At 59.1% G+C, this 17,970-nt stretch carries 18 protein-coding genes, 2 tRNA genes and 1 pseudogene; 9 read left to right on the forward strand and 12 right to left on the reverse strand.

Going from position 1 to position 17,970, the window contains the following annotated elements:
- The first annotated feature begins 588 nt into the window (after window positions 1-588).
- Window positions 589-3,072 (forward strand): penicillin-binding protein 1A, encoded by a 2,484-nt coding sequence (locus ASG35_RS03845; RefSeq protein ID WP_056353023.1) that lies wholly within the window; start codon window positions 589-591, stop codon window positions 3,070-3,072.
- A gap of 72 nt (window positions 3,073-3,144) precedes the next feature.
- On the opposite strand, the gene ASG35_RS03850 is transcribed toward ASG35_RS03845, so the two are convergent.
- From ASG35_RS03850 to ASG35_RS32565, 6 genes and pseudogenes are all read right to left on the reverse strand, one after another.
- Window positions 3,145-3,591: a copper chaperone PCu(A)C gene (locus ASG35_RS03850; RefSeq protein WP_056353024.1), complete on the reverse strand. Its 447-nt coding sequence runs from the start codon at window positions 3,589-3,591 to the stop codon at window positions 3,145-3,147.
- An 11-nt stretch (window positions 3,592-3,602) separates the two neighbouring features.
- Entirely contained in the window at window positions 3,603-3,983 is a 381-nt protein-coding gene (gene copC / locus ASG35_RS03855; protein WP_056353027.1) for a copper homeostasis periplasmic binding protein CopC, read from the reverse strand.
- 60 nt (window positions 3,984-4,043) lie between these two features.
- A complete protein-coding gene (locus tag ASG35_RS03860) occupies window positions 4,044-4,427 on the reverse strand; it encodes a DUF2946 domain-containing protein (RefSeq protein WP_162244386.1) in 384 nt (127 codons plus the stop codon).
- A gap of 200 nt (window positions 4,428-4,627) precedes the next feature.
- Window positions 4,628-4,704 (reverse strand) — tRNA-Met (locus ASG35_RS03865).
- A gap of 143 nt (window positions 4,705-4,847) precedes the next feature.
- Window positions 4,848-7,973, reverse strand: a complete 3,126-nt coding sequence (locus tag ASG35_RS03870; RefSeq protein WP_235527437.1) for a YadA-like family protein — start codon at window positions 7,971-7,973, stop codon at window positions 4,848-4,850.
- A gap of 24 nt (window positions 7,974-7,997) precedes the next feature.
- Window positions 7,998-8,123: pseudogene (locus tag ASG35_RS32565) on the reverse strand (ESPR domain-containing protein); the annotation flags it as partial.
- 418 nt (window positions 8,124-8,541) lie between these two features.
- Between ASG35_RS32565 and ASG35_RS03875 the strand changes: the two are divergent.
- The gene (locus tag ASG35_RS03875; RefSeq protein WP_056353718.1) at window positions 8,542-9,045 is read left to right on the forward strand and encodes a heme-degrading domain-containing protein; all 504 of its coding nucleotides are present in this window, start codon (window positions 8,542-8,544) and stop codon (window positions 9,043-9,045) included.
- Between the two features lie 3 nt (window positions 9,046-9,048).
- Entirely contained in the window at window positions 9,049-9,387 is a 339-nt protein-coding gene (locus ASG35_RS03880) for an SMR family transporter (protein WP_056353033.1), read from the forward strand.
- 26 nt (window positions 9,388-9,413) lie between these two features.
- Here ASG35_RS03880 and ASG35_RS03885 read toward each other — a convergent pair whose 3' ends face one another.
- Window positions 9,414-9,719: a hypothetical protein gene (locus ASG35_RS03885; RefSeq protein ID WP_082508237.1), complete on the reverse strand. Its 306-nt coding sequence runs from the start codon at window positions 9,717-9,719 to the stop codon at window positions 9,414-9,416.
- Between the two features lie 339 nt (window positions 9,720-10,058).
- Between ASG35_RS03885 and ASG35_RS03890 the strand changes: the two genes are divergently transcribed.
- The 5 genes from ASG35_RS03890 to ASG35_RS03910 all read left to right on the forward strand — a co-directional run bounded on the left by ASG35_RS03890 (window position 10,059) and on the right by ASG35_RS03910 (window position 12,893).
- Window positions 10,059-10,319: a hypothetical protein gene (locus ASG35_RS03890; protein ID WP_056353035.1), complete on the forward strand. Its 261-nt coding sequence runs from the start codon at window positions 10,059-10,061 to the stop codon at window positions 10,317-10,319.
- Window positions 10,319-10,687 carry a hypothetical protein gene (locus ASG35_RS03895; protein WP_235527438.1) on the forward strand — a complete coding sequence of 123 codons (369 nt, stop codon included), beginning with the start codon at window positions 10,319-10,321 and terminating at the stop codon, window positions 10,685-10,687. Before ASG35_RS03890 ends, ASG35_RS03895 begins: the two co-directional genes overlap by 1 nt.
- 82 nt (window positions 10,688-10,769) lie before the next feature.
- Window positions 10,770-11,054, forward strand: a complete 285-nt coding sequence (locus tag ASG35_RS03900; RefSeq protein WP_056353039.1) for a DUF1488 domain-containing protein — start codon at window positions 10,770-10,772, stop codon at window positions 11,052-11,054.
- Window positions 11,055-11,106: 52 nt separating this feature from the next.
- Window positions 11,107-11,733 (forward strand): TetR/AcrR family transcriptional regulator, encoded by a 627-nt coding sequence (locus ASG35_RS03905; protein ID WP_056353041.1) that lies wholly within the window; start codon window positions 11,107-11,109, stop codon window positions 11,731-11,733.
- Between the two features lie 53 nt (window positions 11,734-11,786).
- The gene (locus tag ASG35_RS03910) at window positions 11,787-12,893 is read left to right on the forward strand and encodes an enoyl-CoA hydratase/isomerase family protein (protein WP_056353043.1); all 1,107 of its coding nucleotides are present in this window, start codon (window positions 11,787-11,789) and stop codon (window positions 12,891-12,893) included.
- Here the strand turns inward: ASG35_RS03910 and ASG35_RS03915 are convergent.
- The 5 genes from ASG35_RS03915 to ASG35_RS03935 form a co-directional block, all read right to left on the reverse strand.
- Window positions 12,890-13,315, reverse strand: coding sequence for a hypothetical protein (locus ASG35_RS03915; RefSeq protein WP_056353045.1), 426 nt, complete (start codon window positions 13,313-13,315; stop codon window positions 12,890-12,892). The two genes, ASG35_RS03910 and ASG35_RS03915, sit on opposite strands and share 4 nt — an antisense overlap.
- A gap of 144 nt (window positions 13,316-13,459) precedes the next feature.
- Complete coding sequence (locus ASG35_RS30670) at window positions 13,460-13,711, reverse strand: hypothetical protein (RefSeq protein WP_082508223.1); 252 nt, start codon at window positions 13,709-13,711, stop codon at window positions 13,460-13,462.
- A gap of 173 nt (window positions 13,712-13,884) precedes the next feature.
- Window positions 13,885-13,960 (reverse strand) — tRNA-His (locus ASG35_RS03925).
- Window positions 13,961-14,054: 94 nt separating this feature from the next.
- Window positions 14,055-15,056, reverse strand: coding sequence for a tRNA dihydrouridine(20/20a) synthase DusA (gene dusA, locus ASG35_RS03930; RefSeq protein ID WP_082508224.1), 1,002 nt, complete (start codon window positions 15,054-15,056; stop codon window positions 14,055-14,057).
- A 101-nt stretch (window positions 15,057-15,157) separates the two neighbouring features.
- Entirely contained in the window at window positions 15,158-16,600 is a 1,443-nt protein-coding gene (locus tag ASG35_RS03935; protein ID WP_056353050.1) for a DHA2 family efflux MFS transporter permease subunit, read from the reverse strand.
- Window positions 16,601-16,771: 171 nt separating this feature from the next.
- Here ASG35_RS03935 and ASG35_RS03940 point away from each other — a divergent pair, with 171 nt between their 5' ends.
- The gene (locus ASG35_RS03940; protein ID WP_056353053.1) at window positions 16,772-17,824 is read left to right on the forward strand and encodes an NADP(H)-dependent aldo-keto reductase; all 1,053 of its coding nucleotides are present in this window, start codon (window positions 16,772-16,774) and stop codon (window positions 17,822-17,824) included.
- The last annotated feature ends 146 nt before the right edge of the window (window positions 17,825-17,970 follow it).

Raw genomic sequence — 17,970 nt, forward strand, 5'->3', positions numbered from 1 at the left:
GTCGCGGAGTCAGGCAAAATCGCGCAATCAATGCATCCATCATATCGTTTTGGCGCGGCCGCGTGCTTGTATGCATGTGCGAGCGCGGCATCCGCGAGACAGGTTTTAAATGGCAGGCGCATCGGCAACTTGCATTCTGCAGATGAGAATGATAAATGGCCGCTCGACACGCTGTGCGGCAGCACGCTTACGTACATAAAAAGCGGGGAACGCTTGACGATTTGTCTAGGTACAGGCGTTCTTACAATGGATTTACTTACAAAAAAATCGGGCCTCGCCCGGTGCTCGTCTCTCAAATTCTTTAAAATGCGCTGTCATTGCGTGCGGGGCTGTTGCCGTTGAAAGTTTCCTTACAACGCTATAACAACCTCGCCACAGGAACGCGCAGCGTGTCCGGGGACATCGGCGTGCAATACGCGGTTCAGCGCAAACCTGAACCGCCGTACTCATCGATGATGACGACAACTGCACATTCGGCTTCAAGGCGCAAAGGGCTCATGGCTCTCTGAAAGCCTCAACATTCATCGTCACGCGGCGGGTTGGCGTGGCGCACCGGGCGCCCCAGAAGCGCACCGTTCAAATCCAGTCATGCCAATCATCAAACGACCTAATTCCTCGAACACGCCACGCGATGACCGGGATCAAGACGGTCCCTACCGATACCGCCAACCTTCCGACCGCACCCCCGCCAGGCCGTCCATCGCATTGCGCCTGATGCTGTGGTTCGTCGGGCTGATCGCGGTCATGGCAGTGGTCGGTGCATTGATCGTGGGCTACGCGCTCGTGGTGATGGGACCGAACCTGCCATCGCTCGATGCGATCACCGATTACCGGCCAAAAGTGCCGTTGCGCGTCTACACCGCGGATCACGTGCTGATTGGAGAATTCGGCGAGGAGCGGCGGCGCATCGCACGTTTCGATGAAATCCCGGATCAGATGAAAAAGGCCGTGCTCGCGATCGAGGACTACCGCTTCTATGAACATGGCGGCGTGGATTTCATCGGCATCGCGCGCGCGGGCGTGAGTGACATCTTGCACGGCGGCGCATCGCAGGGCGCGAGCACGATCACCATGCAGGTCGCGCGCAACTTCTTCCTCTCCAGCGAAAAGACCTATACGCGCAAGATCTACGAGATGCTGCTTGCGTACAAGATCGAACGCGCGCTCAGCAAGGACCAGATTCTCGAGTTGTACATGAACCAGATTTATCTGGGCGAGCGGTCGTATGGGTTTGCATCGGCGGCGCGGGTTTATTTCGGCAAGGATCTGAAGGACTTGACGCTCGCCGAATGCGCGATGCTCGCAGGCTTGCCGAAAGCGCCATCGGCTTATAACCCGGTGGTCAATCCGAAGCGCGCGAAGATTCGCCAGCAATACATCCTGAAGCGCATGCTGGACCTGAAGTTCATCACGCAAGCGCAATTCGATCAGGCGAGCGCCGAGGAACTCCATGCGCGCGTGGCGGGCACCGAGTACAGCGTGCACGCGGAATACGTGGCGGAAATGGTGCGGCAGATGATGTACGCGCAGTACAAGGACGAGACCTATACGCGCGGTTTCTCGGTGACGACGACCATCGATTCCGCCGATCAGGACGCGGCGTATCGGGCGGTTCGCAAAGGCGTGATGGATTACGAGCGGCGCCATGGTTATCGCGGGCCGGAAGGTTTCGTCAACTTGCCCGCGAATCCCGATGATCGCGATGAAGCCATCGACGACGCACTCGCCGATCACCCGGATAACGGTGACATCATCGCGGGCGTGGTGACATCGGTGAATCCGAAGCAGGTCGTAGTCGAATTCGTCAACGCCGATCCGGCAACGGTCACCGGCGACGGCTTGCGATTTGTCGCAACCGGTTTGCGCAGCAACGCGCCGCAAGCGGTGAAAATCAAGCCGGGTTCCATTGTGCGTGTGATGAAGGACGCGAAGAATAACTGGACGATCACGCAATTGCCGCAAGTGGAGGGCGCGCTGGTTTCGCTCGTGCCGCAGGACGGCGCAATCCGCGCGCTGATTGGCGGCTTCGATTACAACAAGAACAAGTTCAATCACGTGACGCAAGCGTGGCGTCAGCCGGGTTCGAGCTTCAAGCCGTTCATCTATTCGGCATCGCTGGAAAAGGGACTTGGGCCGGCAACGATCATCAACGACGCGCCGCTTTATTTCCCGCCAACCTCGCCAGGTCAGCAAGCGTGGGAACCAAAGGACGACGATCAGCCCGATGGCCCCATGTCCATGCGCACTGCGTTGCAGAAGTCGAAGAACCTGGTGTCGATCCGGATTCTGTCGTTCATCGGCACGAAATACGCGCAGGATTACGTCACGCAAAAATTCGGTTTCGATGCCGATAAAACCCCGCCGTATCTGCCGCTCGCGTTGGGCGCGGGTCTCGTCACGCCGCTGCAACTGGCGGGCGGTTATTCGGTGTTCGCCAATGGCGGTTCACGGATCAATCCGTATTTGATCGGTGAAATTGCCGATGCGCGCGGCACGGTGATATCGCGTGCGAATCCGCTGCTCGCCGGCAACAACGCGCCGCAAACGCTCGAACCGCGCAATGCATACGTGATGAACAGCTTGCTGCATTCGGTCGCGACCGCTGGCACAGGTTCGGGCACGAACGTGCTGAAGCGCAATGACTTGCAAGGCAAGACAGGTACGACCAACGACGCCAAGGACGGCTGGTTCGCCGGTTATCAGCATCAACTCGTTGCAGTCGCCTGGATGGGTTACGACCAGCCGAAGTCGCTCGGCGGCCGCGAGTTCGGCGCGCAGCTTGCGCTGCCAATCTGGGTCGAGTTCATGCAGCGGGCGCTTGCCAAGATCCCGCAGCAGCCGATGGAAATGCCCGACGGCCTGACAAGCGTTGACGGAGAACTGTTCTTCGCCGATAAAACCCCGGGCAATGGTTTTGTCGCGAGTATCGGGATGGACACAGCGAATCCGGCCGAAGGTTCGAGCGACGCCGTGGGCGGTGTGGGACCAAGCGGCATGACGCCGCCACCGCCGCCGCCGGATGTTGCGCCGGCAGAGCGCCAGGAGATCATGAATCTCTTCAAAGGCCATTGACGGTCTTGAACCCTCGAAAAAAAACGCGCCGCGATCAGAAATCACGGCGCGTTTTTTTATGGCAGTACGAGCTTACTTGCCGACTGTCGATGCCGGCTTCACCGCGCATTGTGTATCGATGGTCGACTGGTCCGAGAACGTCAGTTTCAAAGGAATCGTGGTGCCGACTTTCAGCGGTTTGGGCGCGTCCTCCAGCATCAGGTGATAACCGCTCGGTGCAAAAGCGAGCGTGCCGTGCGCGGGGACATCGGCGGAATCGACCATCGCCATAGTCGATGTACTCCCGTTGCTGCTCGACTTATGCAGCATCGCCATGCCGAACGCGGGTGTTTCGGCGCCGGTGAGCGTGGCGGGTTTATCGCCGTTATTCGATACCACGAAATATCCCGATGAAGGCAAGCTCGCCGGCATCAAGCGGATCCAGCAATCGTGCGCGGTGAGCGTGGCGGCTTGCGCATTCGAAAATGCCACTGCGCTCACTGCCAGCAAACCGGCGCGTATCAATGTTTGTTTTTTCATGATCGGACTGCTCACTTCACGTTGAAAAGATAATGACCTTGCGTACGATGCCCGTCTTCGGCAACCGCGGTCCATTCGACCTGATACGCACCGGTTTTGAGGTCGCCGAGCGCCACGCTCATATGCTTCTTGTTGGCGGTATCGACGACTGACTTTGCAGTGTTGACCTGCCTGCCCGCGGCATCCACGACAATCAGCGTGCTGAAGGTCGGTTCAAGCCCTTCCGAGAAATCGATGGCCACTTCATGCGGAGCCTCGACAGTTGCGTCCGGCGCGGGCGTTTGCTGCTTTGGAAGCGCGTGGGCCATGGCCAGCTGAGCGATGGCAAGAAGGGCCGCGGCAAGCGCGCCGCGCTTGGACATGGTTGCGACGTTTGATATAGACGAGTTCATGCTGATCCTGTTTGCGCGAGAGGAAGGCGCCAGCCGTTCGGCCAACGACAATGCGTGAAATCAGGCGGAGAAGGGCGGCGCGCGGGGTTGCGCTGCGAACGAGGGCGCAAATGGCGCAATCGGTTGGGGCGCTGCGTCGACCGGAATGGCTGCGGCGGTAATACGTTCGGGCAGGGTGTTGATAGAAGGCGGTGCTGCAGCGGAATGCGCCGCGAAGTTACAGTAACCGCACGCGTCCCGGTGATCGGCAATCGAAGGATGTGCAGGCGGATGATCGGCAACTGGCGTCTGGAATTCCGTTATCGCGGAACAATGCGCGCTGAAGATCGCGTTCGCGCGAGCATTCGATACAAGCGCTTGCGACACAGCAGGCGCGAGCGTTGTCATCAGAATGGCGAGCAATCCGATGATGCTGCCGAACTTGCGAACTAGGCGACGGCGCATGAGGCTGACGATGGCTTCCAGGGCGATTGAGCCGTCGATTATGCCACGCGTGTCGAAGGGAATTTGTGCGCTTGCGTTGTGTCCGCTGCGGCTAAACGCGGCATGGATGGTCCTTGACCAAAGCCTTTCGAATAGGCTTGTTGCCATCGTAAAGCCACAACGGAAAAAGCCCGGAGAACCGGGCTTTTAACTTTTAATCTTGGTTGCGGGGATAGGATTTGAACCTATGACCTTCGGGTTATGAGCCCGACGAGCTGCCAGACTGCTCCACCCCGCGAAAAAGATTATAGGGGAACGGGCACTGCAGTGCAACATGTTTGTCACGCTTGATTGCTGCATGAAGCCTGCTAAGCGAAAAAGCGGCGGCATATCTCGTTGCAGAGACATGCCGCCGCGTTACGCACCGTTGATGACTACCGCTTAGAAGCCGAACGCAAAACCCGCACCGCCCGTGGATTCTTCGCCCGTCGTCGAACCACCGATCGTCAGGACCATATTGGTACCGAAGCGTTTCTGGAAGCCGACCGCGATTGCAGCCTTGTCACGATAAACACCCGTGCCCGCAGCAAAGCGATTGTCCTTGTCGGAGATTGCTGCCGCGCTGCCCGCCATCATTGCCATCGCGCTGCTCATCGCGCCGACGCTGTTGATGTGGTTGTTCTGGATCGACAGGCTGCTGTCCATGTCGGCGCGAAGTGCGTCGGTGTATCCCTTGGACGATTTCACGCCCGTGCTCACGGACTGCTGCATCTGGTTCACGTTGACTGCGTCGGTGCCTTCCGTGCCGGCTGCGACATTCGTGATCTGACGTTGACCGCCCGCAGCCGTCGTACCAACGGACACTGAATTCGCACGATCGGCGACCGAACCCGAGCCGAGCGCAACTGCGTTCTTGGCCGTAGCCGATGAATTCGCTCCCACCGCAACCGCATTCGCGCCGCTCGCCACCGACGACGCGCCGGAAGCCACAGCGTTCACGCCGGATGCAACCGCGTTTGCACCCGATGCAACCGAATGCGCGCCGCTCGACGTTGCCGCTTCGGTGTCACGGTTGCCATCGGCGGAAAACATCGGGTTGTAGGCGCCGTTCGCGAGATTGGTCACCGCGCCGATCATGTCGTTGATCTGCCCCAGGTTCACTGCGTCCATGCTGCTCGTGCCGGCTGCCACGTTATGCAAAGCCGTACCCGTTGTGTTGCCGTTCCCGAGCGTGGCGTTCGAATAGTCCGGCGTGCCGTCCGCGTTCGTGTCGTACTTGATCGCGGCGGCGCTCAGCGTGCTTATGCTATTCGATACCGCGTTGAGCTGGCCGACGTTGGCTGCATCGGTCGATGCCGTGCCTGCCGCGACGTTCGTGATCTGACGCTCGCTGCCTGCTGCACCAACCGACACCGAGTTGTCCCGATCCGCGACCGAGTTCGAACCGAGCGCAACCGAATTCTTCCCCGACGATACCGCCGCGCCGCCGATCGCCACTGAATCCGCGCCGGTTGCCGATGAATCTGCGAGCATCGAGTTCGAGTGGAAGTACTTGATACCGCCGCCATTGCTGATGCTGTTCGTGAAGTCCTGTAGCGTCTGGAGGTTCTTGTTCGTTGCGTACAGTTGGGAGCCGTTGACGGCGTCCGTGCTGTCTTCTGCCAGACTGCCGGCTTTAACGTTCGTCAACAAGGTGGGAGCCGCGGCCGATGCACCGCCGAGCGTGATCCGCTCGTAATTCGGCTTACCGTTTTCGTCCGTGTCGTACTTGACTGCGAAGCTGCCGAGCGTGCCGAGGTTATCGGAAATACTGGTCAACTGGCCAACGTTGACAGCATCCGTCGATGCTGTACCTGCCGCAACGTTGGTCACCTGACGTTCCTTGCCTGCCGCGCCAACCGACACCGAGTTGGCGCGATCGGCGACCGAGTTCGAGCCGAGCGCCACAGCGTTGTTCGCCGATGCAATCGCCGCGCCGCCGATCGCCACTGAATCCGTGCCCGTCGCTAATGAATCCGCGAGCTTCGAATTCGCATGGAAGTACTTGATGCCGCCGCCGTCACCGATGTTGCCCGCGAACGTCTCGAGCGAGCCAACGCGCTGATTGGTCGAATACAGTTGCGAGCCGTTGATGGCGTCCGTGCTGGTCGCGCTCACTGCACCCGTGGCAACGTTTGAGATCGTCACGAGTTTCGATGTCCCGACGCCACCGAGCGTGATGTGCGACTTGTCGGTTGTGTCGTAGGCGACCTTGTTGCCGAGTTCGGAATCGATCTTGGTGATCGCGTCGCCAACGGTGGCCGACTGCGCGCCCGCCACGGTGTATGACGGTGGTTGAATCGTGCCGTCAGCGTTGACCTTGGCGCCGCCGCCGAGCAGCGTGGCCACGTTTTGGAGCTGGGTTACGTTGACCGCGTCGTAGGCTTGCGCGCCGGCTGCGACGTTCGTGATTTGCCGCTGATTCGCGGCTGAGCCGACTGAAACTGTGTTGGCGCGATCGGTTGCCGAACCGGCGCCCAATGCCATCGAATTCTCAAATGCAGCCGTCGAAGATGCACCCAGCGCAACCGCGTTGGCTGCCGTCACGGACGACTTCGAGCCAATCGCCACGCCTGCTGCTGCGTTCGTCACAGTGCCGGACAAGTTGACGGAATCATTCGAATTCGAGGTGCCTGTTCCGCCGTACGGATTGAACGAAAGCGAGCGCGCGGATTTCACTACGGTTCCTTCGTCCGGCGCGAGCAATACGCTCGCGTTCGACGCGCTATCCAGGGAAACCGCGTTATTACCGATCACGATGGACGACGCGCCCGCGTTGACGATTTGCGAGCCTATCGAGATCGCATCGTTTGCCGTGCTCTGAACGTCGGATCCAATGGCGATGGACTCGTTCGGGCCGCTGGATATTGCCTTGTGGCCAATGGCAGTGGTATTGCCGCCACTCGATACGGATTCCGCGCCGATCGCTGTCGCATTTGCTCCCGACGCAATCGAATCAGGTCCGCTCGAATTGACGTGAAGGTACGTACTCGATGACGTCGTGTTTGCCAGCGCAGAAAGTGCGTCGCCTACATTGGTGTAGGTCGTTCCTTTGATCGAATACTTGGGGCCGATAACGGAACCATCGGCGTTAAACGAGCTCGTGCCGCCAAGCGCGCTGACCAGCGGCGTGAGCTGTCCAACGTTCACGGTGTCCGTACTTTGCGTGCCAGCCGCGACGTTAATGATTTTGCTCGACGATACGTTGACGCCGTTTGTCGAACGCAAAGTCAGGTTGGAACCTGAAACCGTAGTGCCGGAGCTATCTGCAACCACGCCGTTCGTTCCGCCGGGTCCGCTGCCGTAGAACAAGCCGGACGACAAATTGCCCGCCCAGACTCCACCTTCGCTGATGCCATTTTGCGACGTCAAATAAGCGAGGCGCGATCCGGAGACCGCCGTGAAGGCGGGGCTCCAGGCGCCACACGCTTGCATATCGGAGCCAGCTCTTGAGCACGTATCAATACCATCGGTCTCGCTGCCCAGATACGCTATGTTCTGCGCGAACGCGTCGACTGGGGACATCATGCCTATGGTCGCTCCGATTGCCACCGAGGTTGATGCGAGCGTGATCGAAATTCGGTTTTTAGACGTTTTTCCCTGCGCCGGACTGTTTTCCGACACCGCGACCCATGTGCCGATTGATTCATTCCAAACCGATTTATAAACCTTATTCATTTTGCATTCCTGCGTAGAGTTGATCTGGATCCAGGACGTGAACTTGCAGAAAGAATTCGTTGGATCTGCATGTCGAGTCGGCGCCGGTGTCGAATCCGAACGGACCCGAAAATGGCTGCGTGGAAAAGGTTTGAACTCTACTTACGGAGCTGTAATGCCCTAATGAGAAAGGTCCTAATTCAGTTGTGGGTGCAATTTAAACAACACCTTGGAAAGCCGGTTTGCTTTGGATATATCGAACAATAAGAGCGACTAAGAATTATCGAGCTATCGGCTGAATCGTTTGAATGGTTAAAAAGCGTTTCGGTCGTTGCAGAGCATCTGGATGACGCACACATGCAAGCCCAATTCTCAACTCATGTCACAATTTGTTTGATCCTATTGCGCTACTCATCACTTGCTTACGGAAATATCGTTCATGAATATTGCTCAAGATCTGCAGACCATCGCGCTACAAGAGAAGACTCTTGTGTTTCCCCACTTCGATTCCGACCGCGCATGGCAGATCGGCTCGCAGCTTCGCGAGATGGCGGTGGCGCGTGGCGCCGCGATGGTGATCGATGTTCGAACCTTCGGCCAGCCGCTCTTTTTCGCGGCCCTCGATGGCACCACGCCCGATAACGTCCGATGGGCGCAGCGCAAGGCGCGCACGGTCGAGCACTTCCGTGTGAGTTCGTACGCTGTCGGCCTTGGCTTGCAACAGGCATCAACAACGCTCGCCGATAAATACAGTCTTCCCGCCGCCGAGTTCGCTTCGCATGGCGGCGCGTTTCCGCTGACTGTGAAGGGGGCGGGCGTGATTGGGGTGGTGACGGTGTCTGGCTTACCGCAGCGCAAGGATCACGAGTTCGTGGTTGAAGCGCTGTGCGCGGTGCTCGGGCACGACGCAAGCACGCTCGCGTTTCAATCGGACAAGGTGTAAGCAATGCGCATTTCGGCTTATGCGCTGCTTGCCATCGCTATCGTGGCCGAGGTCGTGGCGACATCGGCTTTGCGGGCATCGGAGGGGTTTTCCCGGCTCGTGCCGTCCGTGATCGTGGTGATCGGCTACAGCATTTCGTTTTATCTGCTTTCGCTCACGCTGAAGTCGTTGCCGGTCGGCATTGTCTATGCCGTCTGGTCAGGAGCGGGCATTGTGTTGATCACGCTCGTCGCCGCGCTTCTCTTCAAGCAAATCCCCGATCTGCCCGCCGTGCTCGGCATGGGCCTGATCGTGGCGGGCGTGATCGTGCTGAACGTGTTTTCGAAGGTCAGCCCGCATTAGCCGCTGACCGTGGCGGCCGACTGGACCTAGTTGCAACGAACGACCATCGAACGATTTTTTACATTTGCCGAGATCACGTTCGTGATGCCGCCGCCCGTTGGACCGCCTTCCTCGTTGTCCTTCGATACGATCGTGTAACCCGTCGCGCCGCATTTGTCGCCGGCCATGACGTAGCAGCTTGCCCACGTGGTGCTGGCGTCCGCGCCGCTGCAGTTGATGGCGTAGCCGGATTGTCCGTCGGGAAGATGGATCAGGGATGCATCGTTGGACGATGCACAGCCGCCAAGACTGAACACGCCCGCGGTGCAAAGTGCGAGACCCGCGGTCTGCATTGCCCGCGCGATATTTCTGTTAGGCGTCATGCGCCATGCAAATAACGTCATTCTGTTCCTTTGTGACCAGTGGCCGAGTCGTTTCCTGGCCGCATTTTCCCACACGCCAGTACCGGCGGGAAAAAGCTCTGTCTTTGATGCACATCAAACAACATTTAAAACGAGGCTGGCGCGGGCCTTGCGCAAGTTAAAGCAGTCGTATCTTTTCACATCCGTCTTTGCACGAGTGTCGGAAGAAAATGCAACTGGATGCAACCAGCGAGAACTATTTGCGGGGCATCGCACCTTACGGTATTGATGGACATCGAAAAGACGTTTAAAAACTAAGAGAGGACAACCATGGCAGAACGCGTTACAGGCCCGTATCGGGGGTATTACATCAGTGCTGCAGCACGCCTGACACCATCGCCGGAGCAAGGCAACGAGCTCATTTACGTGGGTACGGTCAGTGTTGCGCAGGGCGACCCGGACAACGTGCACCGCTTCGAGACCATGGTCGATCTCGGCGATTCTCAGCGCTTTGCGACGGAGGACGACGCACTCGGCCGGGTCGAGGAGGCAGCGCGCGTCTACATTGACAAGTTGCTGCAAAACGCCTGATGCGCACGCTCAACATCCGTCACCCGGCAATGCGCTGCGTGGCCGAGGCGTTGCTAGATCTTTTCCCCAGCGGCGCGGATATCAGCGAAATCGGCACAGACGCGAAGCCCTGTCTTTTCGTGAGCTGGCGCACGAGCGGCACAGCCGGACAGCCGGGCAATATTGCGTGGGGCGTGCACTATCGTTTCGATGCCGAAGCGCTGAGTCTTTTCGATCTCGCTCCCGAACCCGCCCAGCAGCGGTTTTGCGAACAGGTGAGGGACATAAGCCGTCACCTCAAGTTCGATTACGCCGACCCGGATGCGCTTTCGCTGAAGATCGTGGAGGTCGAGGCCGAGATGGTCCGCGAGTGCATGAGCGCAGCATAGCGCGGTGCAGCGCCGGGGTAGACCGCTTCCGTGCGCTGCGAGTACTATCGATTTTCGTTTTCGTTCTGGGTCTGAGGCAATCATGAACATCCAGTTTCCGGCCGACGCGCCCGCCTATCGCGATACCAATCTCACCGTAGTTTTTCCTGCGCTTGTCGACGGCGAGCGTGTGCCGTGCGCAATTTCCGTAGAAGCTTTAGAAGATCATTTCGGCGTGGAAAGCTACGACAGCTACGGCTGGATTCGCGCCTTCGACGCCGCCCGCCCGAAAATCGAAGCGGTGGCGCGCGAGCATTTATCGATCACGCGAGGCGCGCCGGTCCTGCTGAAAAGCGGGCATTTTCCTCCCGGCGCAGTGTCCTCCTGAACACCGTTCAGGTTTGAATTGACTTGAGCGCCATCTCGCGGAAAATGCGCGAATGGCCAGTTCCAAACCTCTTCTGTCCGATCAGCCGCTACTTCGCGGCCATATTCTCGACGCCGCGCGTGCAATCGTCGTGCGCCATGGATTCGATGCGCTGTCCATGCGCAAGCTCGCGAACGTGGTCGGCTACTCGCCGGCATCGCTTTATCTTCATTTTCCAGGACGCGATGCAATTGCCCACGCGCTCGGCGCCGAAGGTCACGGCAAGCTGCTTGCCGCGCTGCATTCGTGCGATTCGACTTCGGATCCGGTCGAGCGCGTCAGGTCGATGGCGCGCGTGTATGTCGAGTTTGGAAAAGCAAATCCGGTGGTGTATCGGCTGATATATATGCAGAACGCCGCTTATACCGAAGCTATATTTAGTGACGCGGCAACGGCCGGCGAGACCGCGCTTTCCGTGTTTTCAGACGCGTTGATTTCGCTTGGACCTTCGGCCAGATCAGCGCCGCTTTCAGCAGACACCTTATGGGTGGCTTTGCATGGCATCGTGTCACTGAGTTTGACTGCTTCCAAGTATTTATCCGCGCCAACCGACGCGCTTATCGATTCAGCGCTGGATCTCTGTTTGTTTGGCGTCAAGAAAAAACCCGTGCGCCGACCCGCTAATGCACGCGCTGGCTGACGATCGCCGCCATACTTTCCAGCGCCACCGAATCCACCGAACCCCTATCTGATATGACCGAGACAATCGAAGAAATCCGTATCGAACGTGCGCAAGGTATTGGTTTTATCGCGCTGAACCGGCCGAAGGCGCTCAACGCGCTTTCCACGCCAATGATCCACGCCATCCATCGCGCGCTCGAATCCTGGCGCGACGATGAATCGGTGCACGCAGTGGTCATCTACAGCCCGCATCCGCGTGCGTTTTGCGCGGGCGGCGATATTCGCTTCCTGTACCAGTCGGCGAAGGCGGGTGAGCAAGCTGCCATCGACGAATTTTTCACCGATGAATACGTGCTGAACCACGCGATTTTCACGTATCCGAAGCCGTATATTGCGTTGCTCAACGGCGTGGTGATGGGCGGCGGAATGGGGATTTCCCAGGGCGCGCGGCATACGGGCGGTTTGCGTGTCGTGACCGAGTCCACGCGGATGGCGATGCCCGAGACGCGTATCGGTTTGTTTCCGGACGTCGGCGTGAGCTGGTTTCTCGCGCGCACGCCCGGCGCCATCGGGCGATATCTGGCGGCGACGAGCGCGACCATCGACGCCGCCGATGCCCTCTACGCCAATCTTGCCGATGTCTATATGGACGAGGCCGCGCTCGCCGGTCTCGTGGATACGCTCAAGCAGAAAAGCTTTGCGTCGGGCGCCGACGTGGTGAGATTTATTGAAGGGGAAGGGCGAGCGGACGCGGGAAAGACGAGCGAACTCGAGGCGAATCGCGCGTACATCGATGCGCATTTTGCGTCGGGAAATGGCGCGGCGTGCCTGAAGTCGCTGGAGAACACCACGAACGCCGCCGAACGTGAATGGGCGACGCATACGGCGGCCGAGTTACGTGAGCGTTCGCCGTTGTCTATCGATATATCGCTGGAACTGATCGACCGCGCCAAGACCTCGACCATGGCCGAGACGCTCAGGCGCGACCTCGGCCTGACGCGTGCAACGTTCGATCATGGTGACGTGATGGAAGGCATCCGGGCGCGCATTGTCGATAAAGACAATCAACCCATCTGGAAAGTGACGCGCGTGGAGGACGTGACGCGTGAGGAGGTGCTGCGGATGTACGAAAGTCCGTGGACCGTCGCCGATCATCCGCTTGCTCGTTTGGTGGATTAATCCGCGTCGCTGCCGGCTGTGAAGGCGCGCATGAAAACGAGTGCGCCCCAGCCCCACATCGCGTTCGATGCAAATCCGAGCGCCAGTCGCGGCATCATGTTGCCGCTTGGCCAGACGCCGCGCAGCGGATCGAACACGAACACGCTCGCGGCCGTCAGCACGATCCCGCCAAACACCAGGGCGCCGATCCACGGCGCGGTACGGTCGGGCGCAACGCGCAGCAGCCACGCCATCAAGATGCCGAAAAATCCGCTCCATAAAGCGGCCACGATGAATTCAGGGATGCCCAGCGGCAGGAACGGAGCGGTGGAATAACCGGCTACGTCGATAACGCCGGCCGCGTGCAAGATCGCAATTGTCGATTCACGGAAGAACAGGGCGGCGAGAAAGCCCGCGACGTACGGCAGAATGACTTTTTGCATTGAAAAAACACCGCTTGAGACGCGCGTTGCGGCCGCGCCAATTTTTAGAGTGGCGTCATTATAGGGTCGGGCATGCCGCGCAATGGTGCAATCGGCGGCGCCTTTGCGGTGGATGCAACGAAGTTCTCGCTATCGATCTAGCGATTACTTGGCGATGGCGTCGCTGGCCGGATTGTTGTGCAGCATCCGGTCGCTGTTCGCGGGTAACGCCGGCCGTTTGGTTGGCATGTTATCGGGGTTGCTGGGACGTGCGGTGCTCGAATCAGGTGCCACCGGCGGTTTGACCATTGAGGCGGAGTCGGCGGGTTTGGCGGACTGGGCTTGTGCTGTAGTCGCTGCAAGCGTTGCCGCTGCGAGGGTAAGGCCGAGTGAGATTCCAAAAGCGCGGGATTTCATGTGTATCTCCAGGGCGGCGCGCGGTTTGATCGAGCTTGCAAAGCGCTGCCGGTTGCTTTTGTGACAGCGTGGAGCGGAGAAGATTCGGCTATCGATAAATTCTTGCGCGCAGAAACACGAAAGCCGCTGCGGATTTTATTCCGGAGCGGCTTCGCTTTAACGCTTGAATCTTTTGGGGTGGCTGATGGGGCTCGAACCCACGACAACAGGAATCACAATCCTGGACTCTACCAACTGAGCTACAGCCACCACTGACTTACTTCTTTCTCTGGCGCACCAAAAAACAGGCTTGCTGAATCGAGAAACGAGATTATACGAACAAAGATTCAGTTTGCCTAGTCCCTTATTCGATCAATTCGGCCGATTCCCGTAGATGCGTGCGCGCTTCGTCGAAGATGGCGAGATCGCCAGTTGCAAGCCGACGGCTATCCGACAGAACGCGACGCCAGCCGCGCGCACCCGGCGCGCCGCGATACAAACCGAGCGCATGCCGCGTGATGCCGCCAAGATACGTTCCACGCGCCACTTCCTCGCGTGCGTATTCAATCAACCCAGCTTCGATCTCTTCTCGGGAAAGGATCGCCGTTGAAGATCCATAGAACCTCGAATCCACGCCCGCCAGCACGTAGGGGTTGTGATACGCCTCGCGCCCAAGCATGACGCCGTCGACGTGTTTGAGATGTTCTTCCACTTCATCGAGCGTCTTGATGCCACCGTTGATCGAAATCTCCAGATGCGGAAAATCACGCTTCAACTGGTACGCGTATTCGTACTTCAGCGGCGGAATCTCGCGGTTTTCCTTCGGGCTCAAGCCCTTGAGAATCGCGTTGCGCGCATGGACGATAAACACTTCGCAACCCGCTTCAGCAACCGTGCCCACGAAGTCACGGACGAACGCAAAGTCCTCGACTGCATCAACTCCAATCCGATGTTTGACCGTGACGGGAATCGATACCGCATCGCGCATCGCTTTCACGCAATCGGCGACGAGTTGCGGTTCGTTCATCAGGCACGCGCCAAACGCCCCGCGCTGGACACGCTCGGAAGGACAGCCGCAATTCAGGTTGATTTCGTCGTAGCCCCATTGTTCGCCGAGCTTTGCGCTATGGGCGAGGTCGGCCGGCTCGCTGCCGCCGAGCTGCAACGCAACGGGCGCCTCACCGGGCGTGAACGCGAGATGGCGGACGACGTCGCCATGCAGCAACGCGCCGGTCGTCACCATTTCCGTGTAAAGCCACGTGTGGCGCGAGATCATGCGATGGAGCGAACGACAATGCCGGTCGGTCCAGTCCATCATCGGGGCCACGCTGACGCGGCGAGGGCTGATTTTTGATGCTGTAGACATGAAAACTGCTGATTCTGAGGCGTGAAGCGCGTTCTCGCGCCGAATACATAATTTTACCGCAACGCTTCAAGAACGATCCGAGCCATATCTTTGGCCTGTTTTCAGCTCCGTTTGTTCCGTCCGCTAACTTCCGCCCCCGCGTCCCGATGCAAGCTGAACAAATCAGCCACGCCCAGCAAACCCACCGCCGCAACAATCAAGAACGCGATGCTGAAATCGGCGGGAGTAACCGTCTGCGAATCGTGGCCATGCATCCATTCCGCGAGCCTCAGCGCGATCGCGCCCAGCGCAACGCCCACGCCCATCGTCAGTTGAAACAACGTGCTCGATAACGCCGACGCGCCGCTCATCTGCGCCTTCGGGACATCGGCGAAACTGAGCGTGTTGAGCGCCGTGAACTGCAGCGAGCGCGACATTCCGCTCGCGAACAACACGGCGACGATGATCCACGTCGGCGTGGTGGGCGTGATCAGGCTCATCACCGCCAGCGATATCGCCGCGATCACGCCATTCACGAGCAGCACGGAACGAAAGCCGTAACGCCGGACGATGGGCGTGGTAACGAGTTTCATCGATAAATTGCCGGCAAAAACGGACAAAGTCAGCAGCCCCGACTGAAACGCATTCAGCCCGAAACCGACCTGGAACATGAGCGGCAACAGGAAAGGCACGGCGCTGATCGATACGCGGAATAGCGAGCCACCGCCCATCGCGACGGCGAAAGTCTTGATCTTCAATGACTTGAGATCGACCACGGGTTCGCTCGAACGCCGCAAATGCAGCCACGCGCCGGCGCTCGCCAGCACCCCCGCGGCAATCAGCGCGCTCGTGAAAACCCACGGCGTGCCGTTGCGGCCGATGAGTTCCATCGCGTAGAGGAGGGTCGTGCACGCCAGACCGCACAGAACGAAGCCCAGGAAATCGAAACGTCGGCCGGCGTGCTCGCGGGTGTTATCGAGGAAACGAAGCGCGAGCGCGAGACCAATGATTCCCAGCGGCAGGTTCAGATAAAAGATCCATCGCCAGGACGAGTATGTGGTGATGAATCCACCTAGCGGCGGACCGATCACCGGCGCAACGAGACCGGGCCACGTGATGATCGAGATCGCGCGCATCAGGCCGTCCTTGGGCGTCGCGCGCAGCACGGCGAGCCGGCCGACGGGCACCATCATCGCGCCGCCGATGCCCTGGAGCACGCGCGCGGCAGTGAACATCGGCAAGGTGGAAGTCAAGCCGCACAGCACGGATGCCACCGTGAACACGGCTATGGCGCTGCCGAACACGGTGCGCAAGCCGAAGCGGTCGGCGGCCCAGCCACTGATCGGGATGAACACGGCAAGGGTCAGCAAATACGAGGTGATGCCAAGACTCAGGTCCACCGGATGCAGCCCGAACGACTGCGCCATCTGCGGCAGCGCAGTCGCGATGATCGTGCCGTCCAGGTTCTCCATGAAGAACGTGGCCGCTACCAGCATGACGATAACGGACGACCCGCGCGGGTTTGTCTGTTGCGATGTGTCGCGGGCAAGGTCGGGGGCCTGCATTGAAAGCGTTCTCCTGCGGCTTGGGTGTAAGGCAATAAAAGCTGAACGGAAAGTTTCTTGTCAGGAACACGCGATGAAAGCGCCAGCCGCTGCAACAAGGCCCGCGCTATGGTAGCTTCGGCGTCTGGCTCGATGCCTTAAAACCTGAACACAACCATGGGGAAGCACGCGATGGAGTACCGGAAACTCGGTGGAACGGATGTCAATGTGAGCCTGATCGGACTGGGCACGATGACCTGGGGCGAACAGAACACGGAAGCCGAGGCGCACGCGCAAATCGACGCCGCGCTCGCCGCCGGCATCAACCTGATCGACGCCGCCGAAATGTATCCGGTGCCGCCGCGCCCCGAAACGCAAGGACGCACGGAAGAGTACATCGGCACGTGGTTGCACGCGCATCCGGCCGAACGCGAGAAGATCGTGCTGGCCACGAAAATCGCCGGACCGGCGCGGCAGCCGCACAACCCGCGTCATATCCGCGGCGAAGGCAACCAGTTTGACCGGAAGAACTTGTCGGAAGCGATCCATTCGAGCCTCGCGCGTCTGCAGACGGATTACATCGATTTGTATCAGTTGCACTGGCCGGATCGCAGCACGATGACGTTCGGCCGCGCGAATTATCCGTGGATTCAGGATGAATACACGGTGCCTATCGAAGAGACGTTGGGCGTCCTTGGCGAGTTTGTGAAAGCGGGCAAGATCCGGCACGTCGGGGTATCGAACGAGACGCCTTGGGGTGTCTCACAGTTTCTCAACGCCGCCAGCAAGCTCGACTTGCCGCGCATTGTCAGCATCCAGAATCCGTATAGCCTCGTGAACCGCACGTTCGAAGCAGGGCTCTCCGAATTCACGCACAAGGAAGGTGTCGGCCTGCTTGCATATTCGCCGATGGCCTTCGGCTGGCTCTCCGGCAAGTACGAAGGCGGCGCGCGTCCGGACGGCGCGCGGATCACGCTGTTCGAGCGTTTTCAGCGCTACAGCAAGCCGCACGCGGTGAAGGCGGTCAGCGCTTATGTTGAACTTGCGCGGCGTCATGGCCTGAGCCCGGCGCAGCTTTCGCTGGCGTTCGTCAACAGCCGGCCGTTCACGACCAGCACGCTGATCGGCGCCACGTCGCTTGCGCAATTGCAAGAGAACATTGGCAGCGTGGACGTAAAATTGTCAGATGAAATTCTCGCGGAAATCGATGCAATCCACGAGCTTCAGCCTAACCCCGCGCCTTGATCGCTCACCGAAAATTGTCACGCGCGGCCGTTACGCTGGCTGAGTACGCTAGTCGAAGGCTGCTACGAAAAATTACTGTTTGCGTTCGTTTTTGCATGGTTTCAAGCGTAAAGTTGTTGTCTCAATCAGTGTCGTAATCGTCTGTC

This window comes from Burkholderia sp. Leaf177 (assembly GCF_001424345.1).
Lineage (GTDB): Bacteria > Pseudomonadota > Gammaproteobacteria > Burkholderiales > Burkholderiaceae > Caballeronia.

What these genes read in the sequence shown, in the direction of transcription:
- ASG35_RS03935 (WP_056353050.1), bottom strand. Translation starts at nt 16,600, where the DNA reads ATGCAGGCCCCCGACCTTGCCCGCGACACATCGCAACAGACAAACCCG.
- dusA (WP_082508224.1), bottom strand. Translation starts at nt 15,056, where the DNA reads ATGTCTACAGCATCAAAAATCAGCCCTCGCCGCGTCAGCGTGGCCCCG.
- ASG35_RS03845 (WP_056353023.1), top strand. Translation starts at nt 589, where the DNA reads ATGCCAATCATCAAACGACCTAATTCCTCGAACACGCCACGCGATGAC.
- ASG35_RS03905 (WP_056353041.1), top strand. Translation starts at nt 11,107, where the DNA reads ATGGCCAGTTCCAAACCTCTTCTGTCCGATCAGCCGCTACTTCGCGGC.
- ASG35_RS03890 (WP_056353035.1), top strand. Translation starts at nt 10,059, where the DNA reads ATGGCAGAACGCGTTACAGGCCCGTATCGGGGGTATTACATCAGTGCT.
- ASG35_RS03875 (WP_056353718.1), top strand. Translation starts at nt 8,542, where the DNA reads ATGAATATTGCTCAAGATCTGCAGACCATCGCGCTACAAGAGAAGACT.
- ASG35_RS03915 (WP_056353045.1), bottom strand. Translation starts at nt 13,315, where the DNA reads ATGCAAAAAGTCATTCTGCCGTACGTCGCGGGCTTTCTCGCCGCCCTG.
- ASG35_RS30670 (WP_082508223.1), bottom strand. Translation starts at nt 13,711, where the DNA reads ATGAAATCCCGCGCTTTTGGAATCTCACTCGGCCTTACCCTCGCAGCG.
- ASG35_RS03870 (WP_235527437.1), bottom strand. Translation starts at nt 7,973, where the DNA reads ATGATGTCCCCAGTCGACGCGTTCGCGCAGAACATAGCGTATCTGGGC.
- ASG35_RS03860 (WP_162244386.1), bottom strand. Translation starts at nt 4,427, where the DNA reads ATGCGCCGTCGCCTAGTTCGCAAGTTCGGCAGCATCATCGGATTGCTC.
- ASG35_RS03900 (WP_056353039.1), top strand. Translation starts at nt 10,770, where the DNA reads ATGAACATCCAGTTTCCGGCCGACGCGCCCGCCTATCGCGATACCAAT.
- ASG35_RS03940 (WP_056353053.1), top strand. Translation starts at nt 16,772, where the DNA reads ATGGAGTACCGGAAACTCGGTGGAACGGATGTCAATGTGAGCCTGATC.
- ASG35_RS03880 (WP_056353033.1), top strand. Translation starts at nt 9,049, where the DNA reads ATGCGCATTTCGGCTTATGCGCTGCTTGCCATCGCTATCGTGGCCGAG.
- ASG35_RS03910 (WP_056353043.1), top strand. Translation starts at nt 11,787, where the DNA reads ATGACCGAGACAATCGAAGAAATCCGTATCGAACGTGCGCAAGGTATT.
- ASG35_RS03850 (WP_056353024.1), bottom strand. Translation starts at nt 3,591, where the DNA reads ATGAAAAAACAAACATTGATACGCGCCGGTTTGCTGGCAGTGAGCGCA.
- copC (WP_056353027.1), bottom strand. Translation starts at nt 3,983, where the DNA reads ATGAACTCGTCTATATCAAACGTCGCAACCATGTCCAAGCGCGGCGCG.
- ASG35_RS03895 (WP_235527438.1), top strand. Translation starts at nt 10,319, where the DNA reads ATGCGCACGCTCAACATCCGTCACCCGGCAATGCGCTGCGTGGCCGAG.
- ASG35_RS03885 (WP_082508237.1), bottom strand. Translation starts at nt 9,719, where the DNA reads ATGCAGACCGCGGGTCTCGCACTTTGCACCGCGGGCGTGTTCAGTCTT.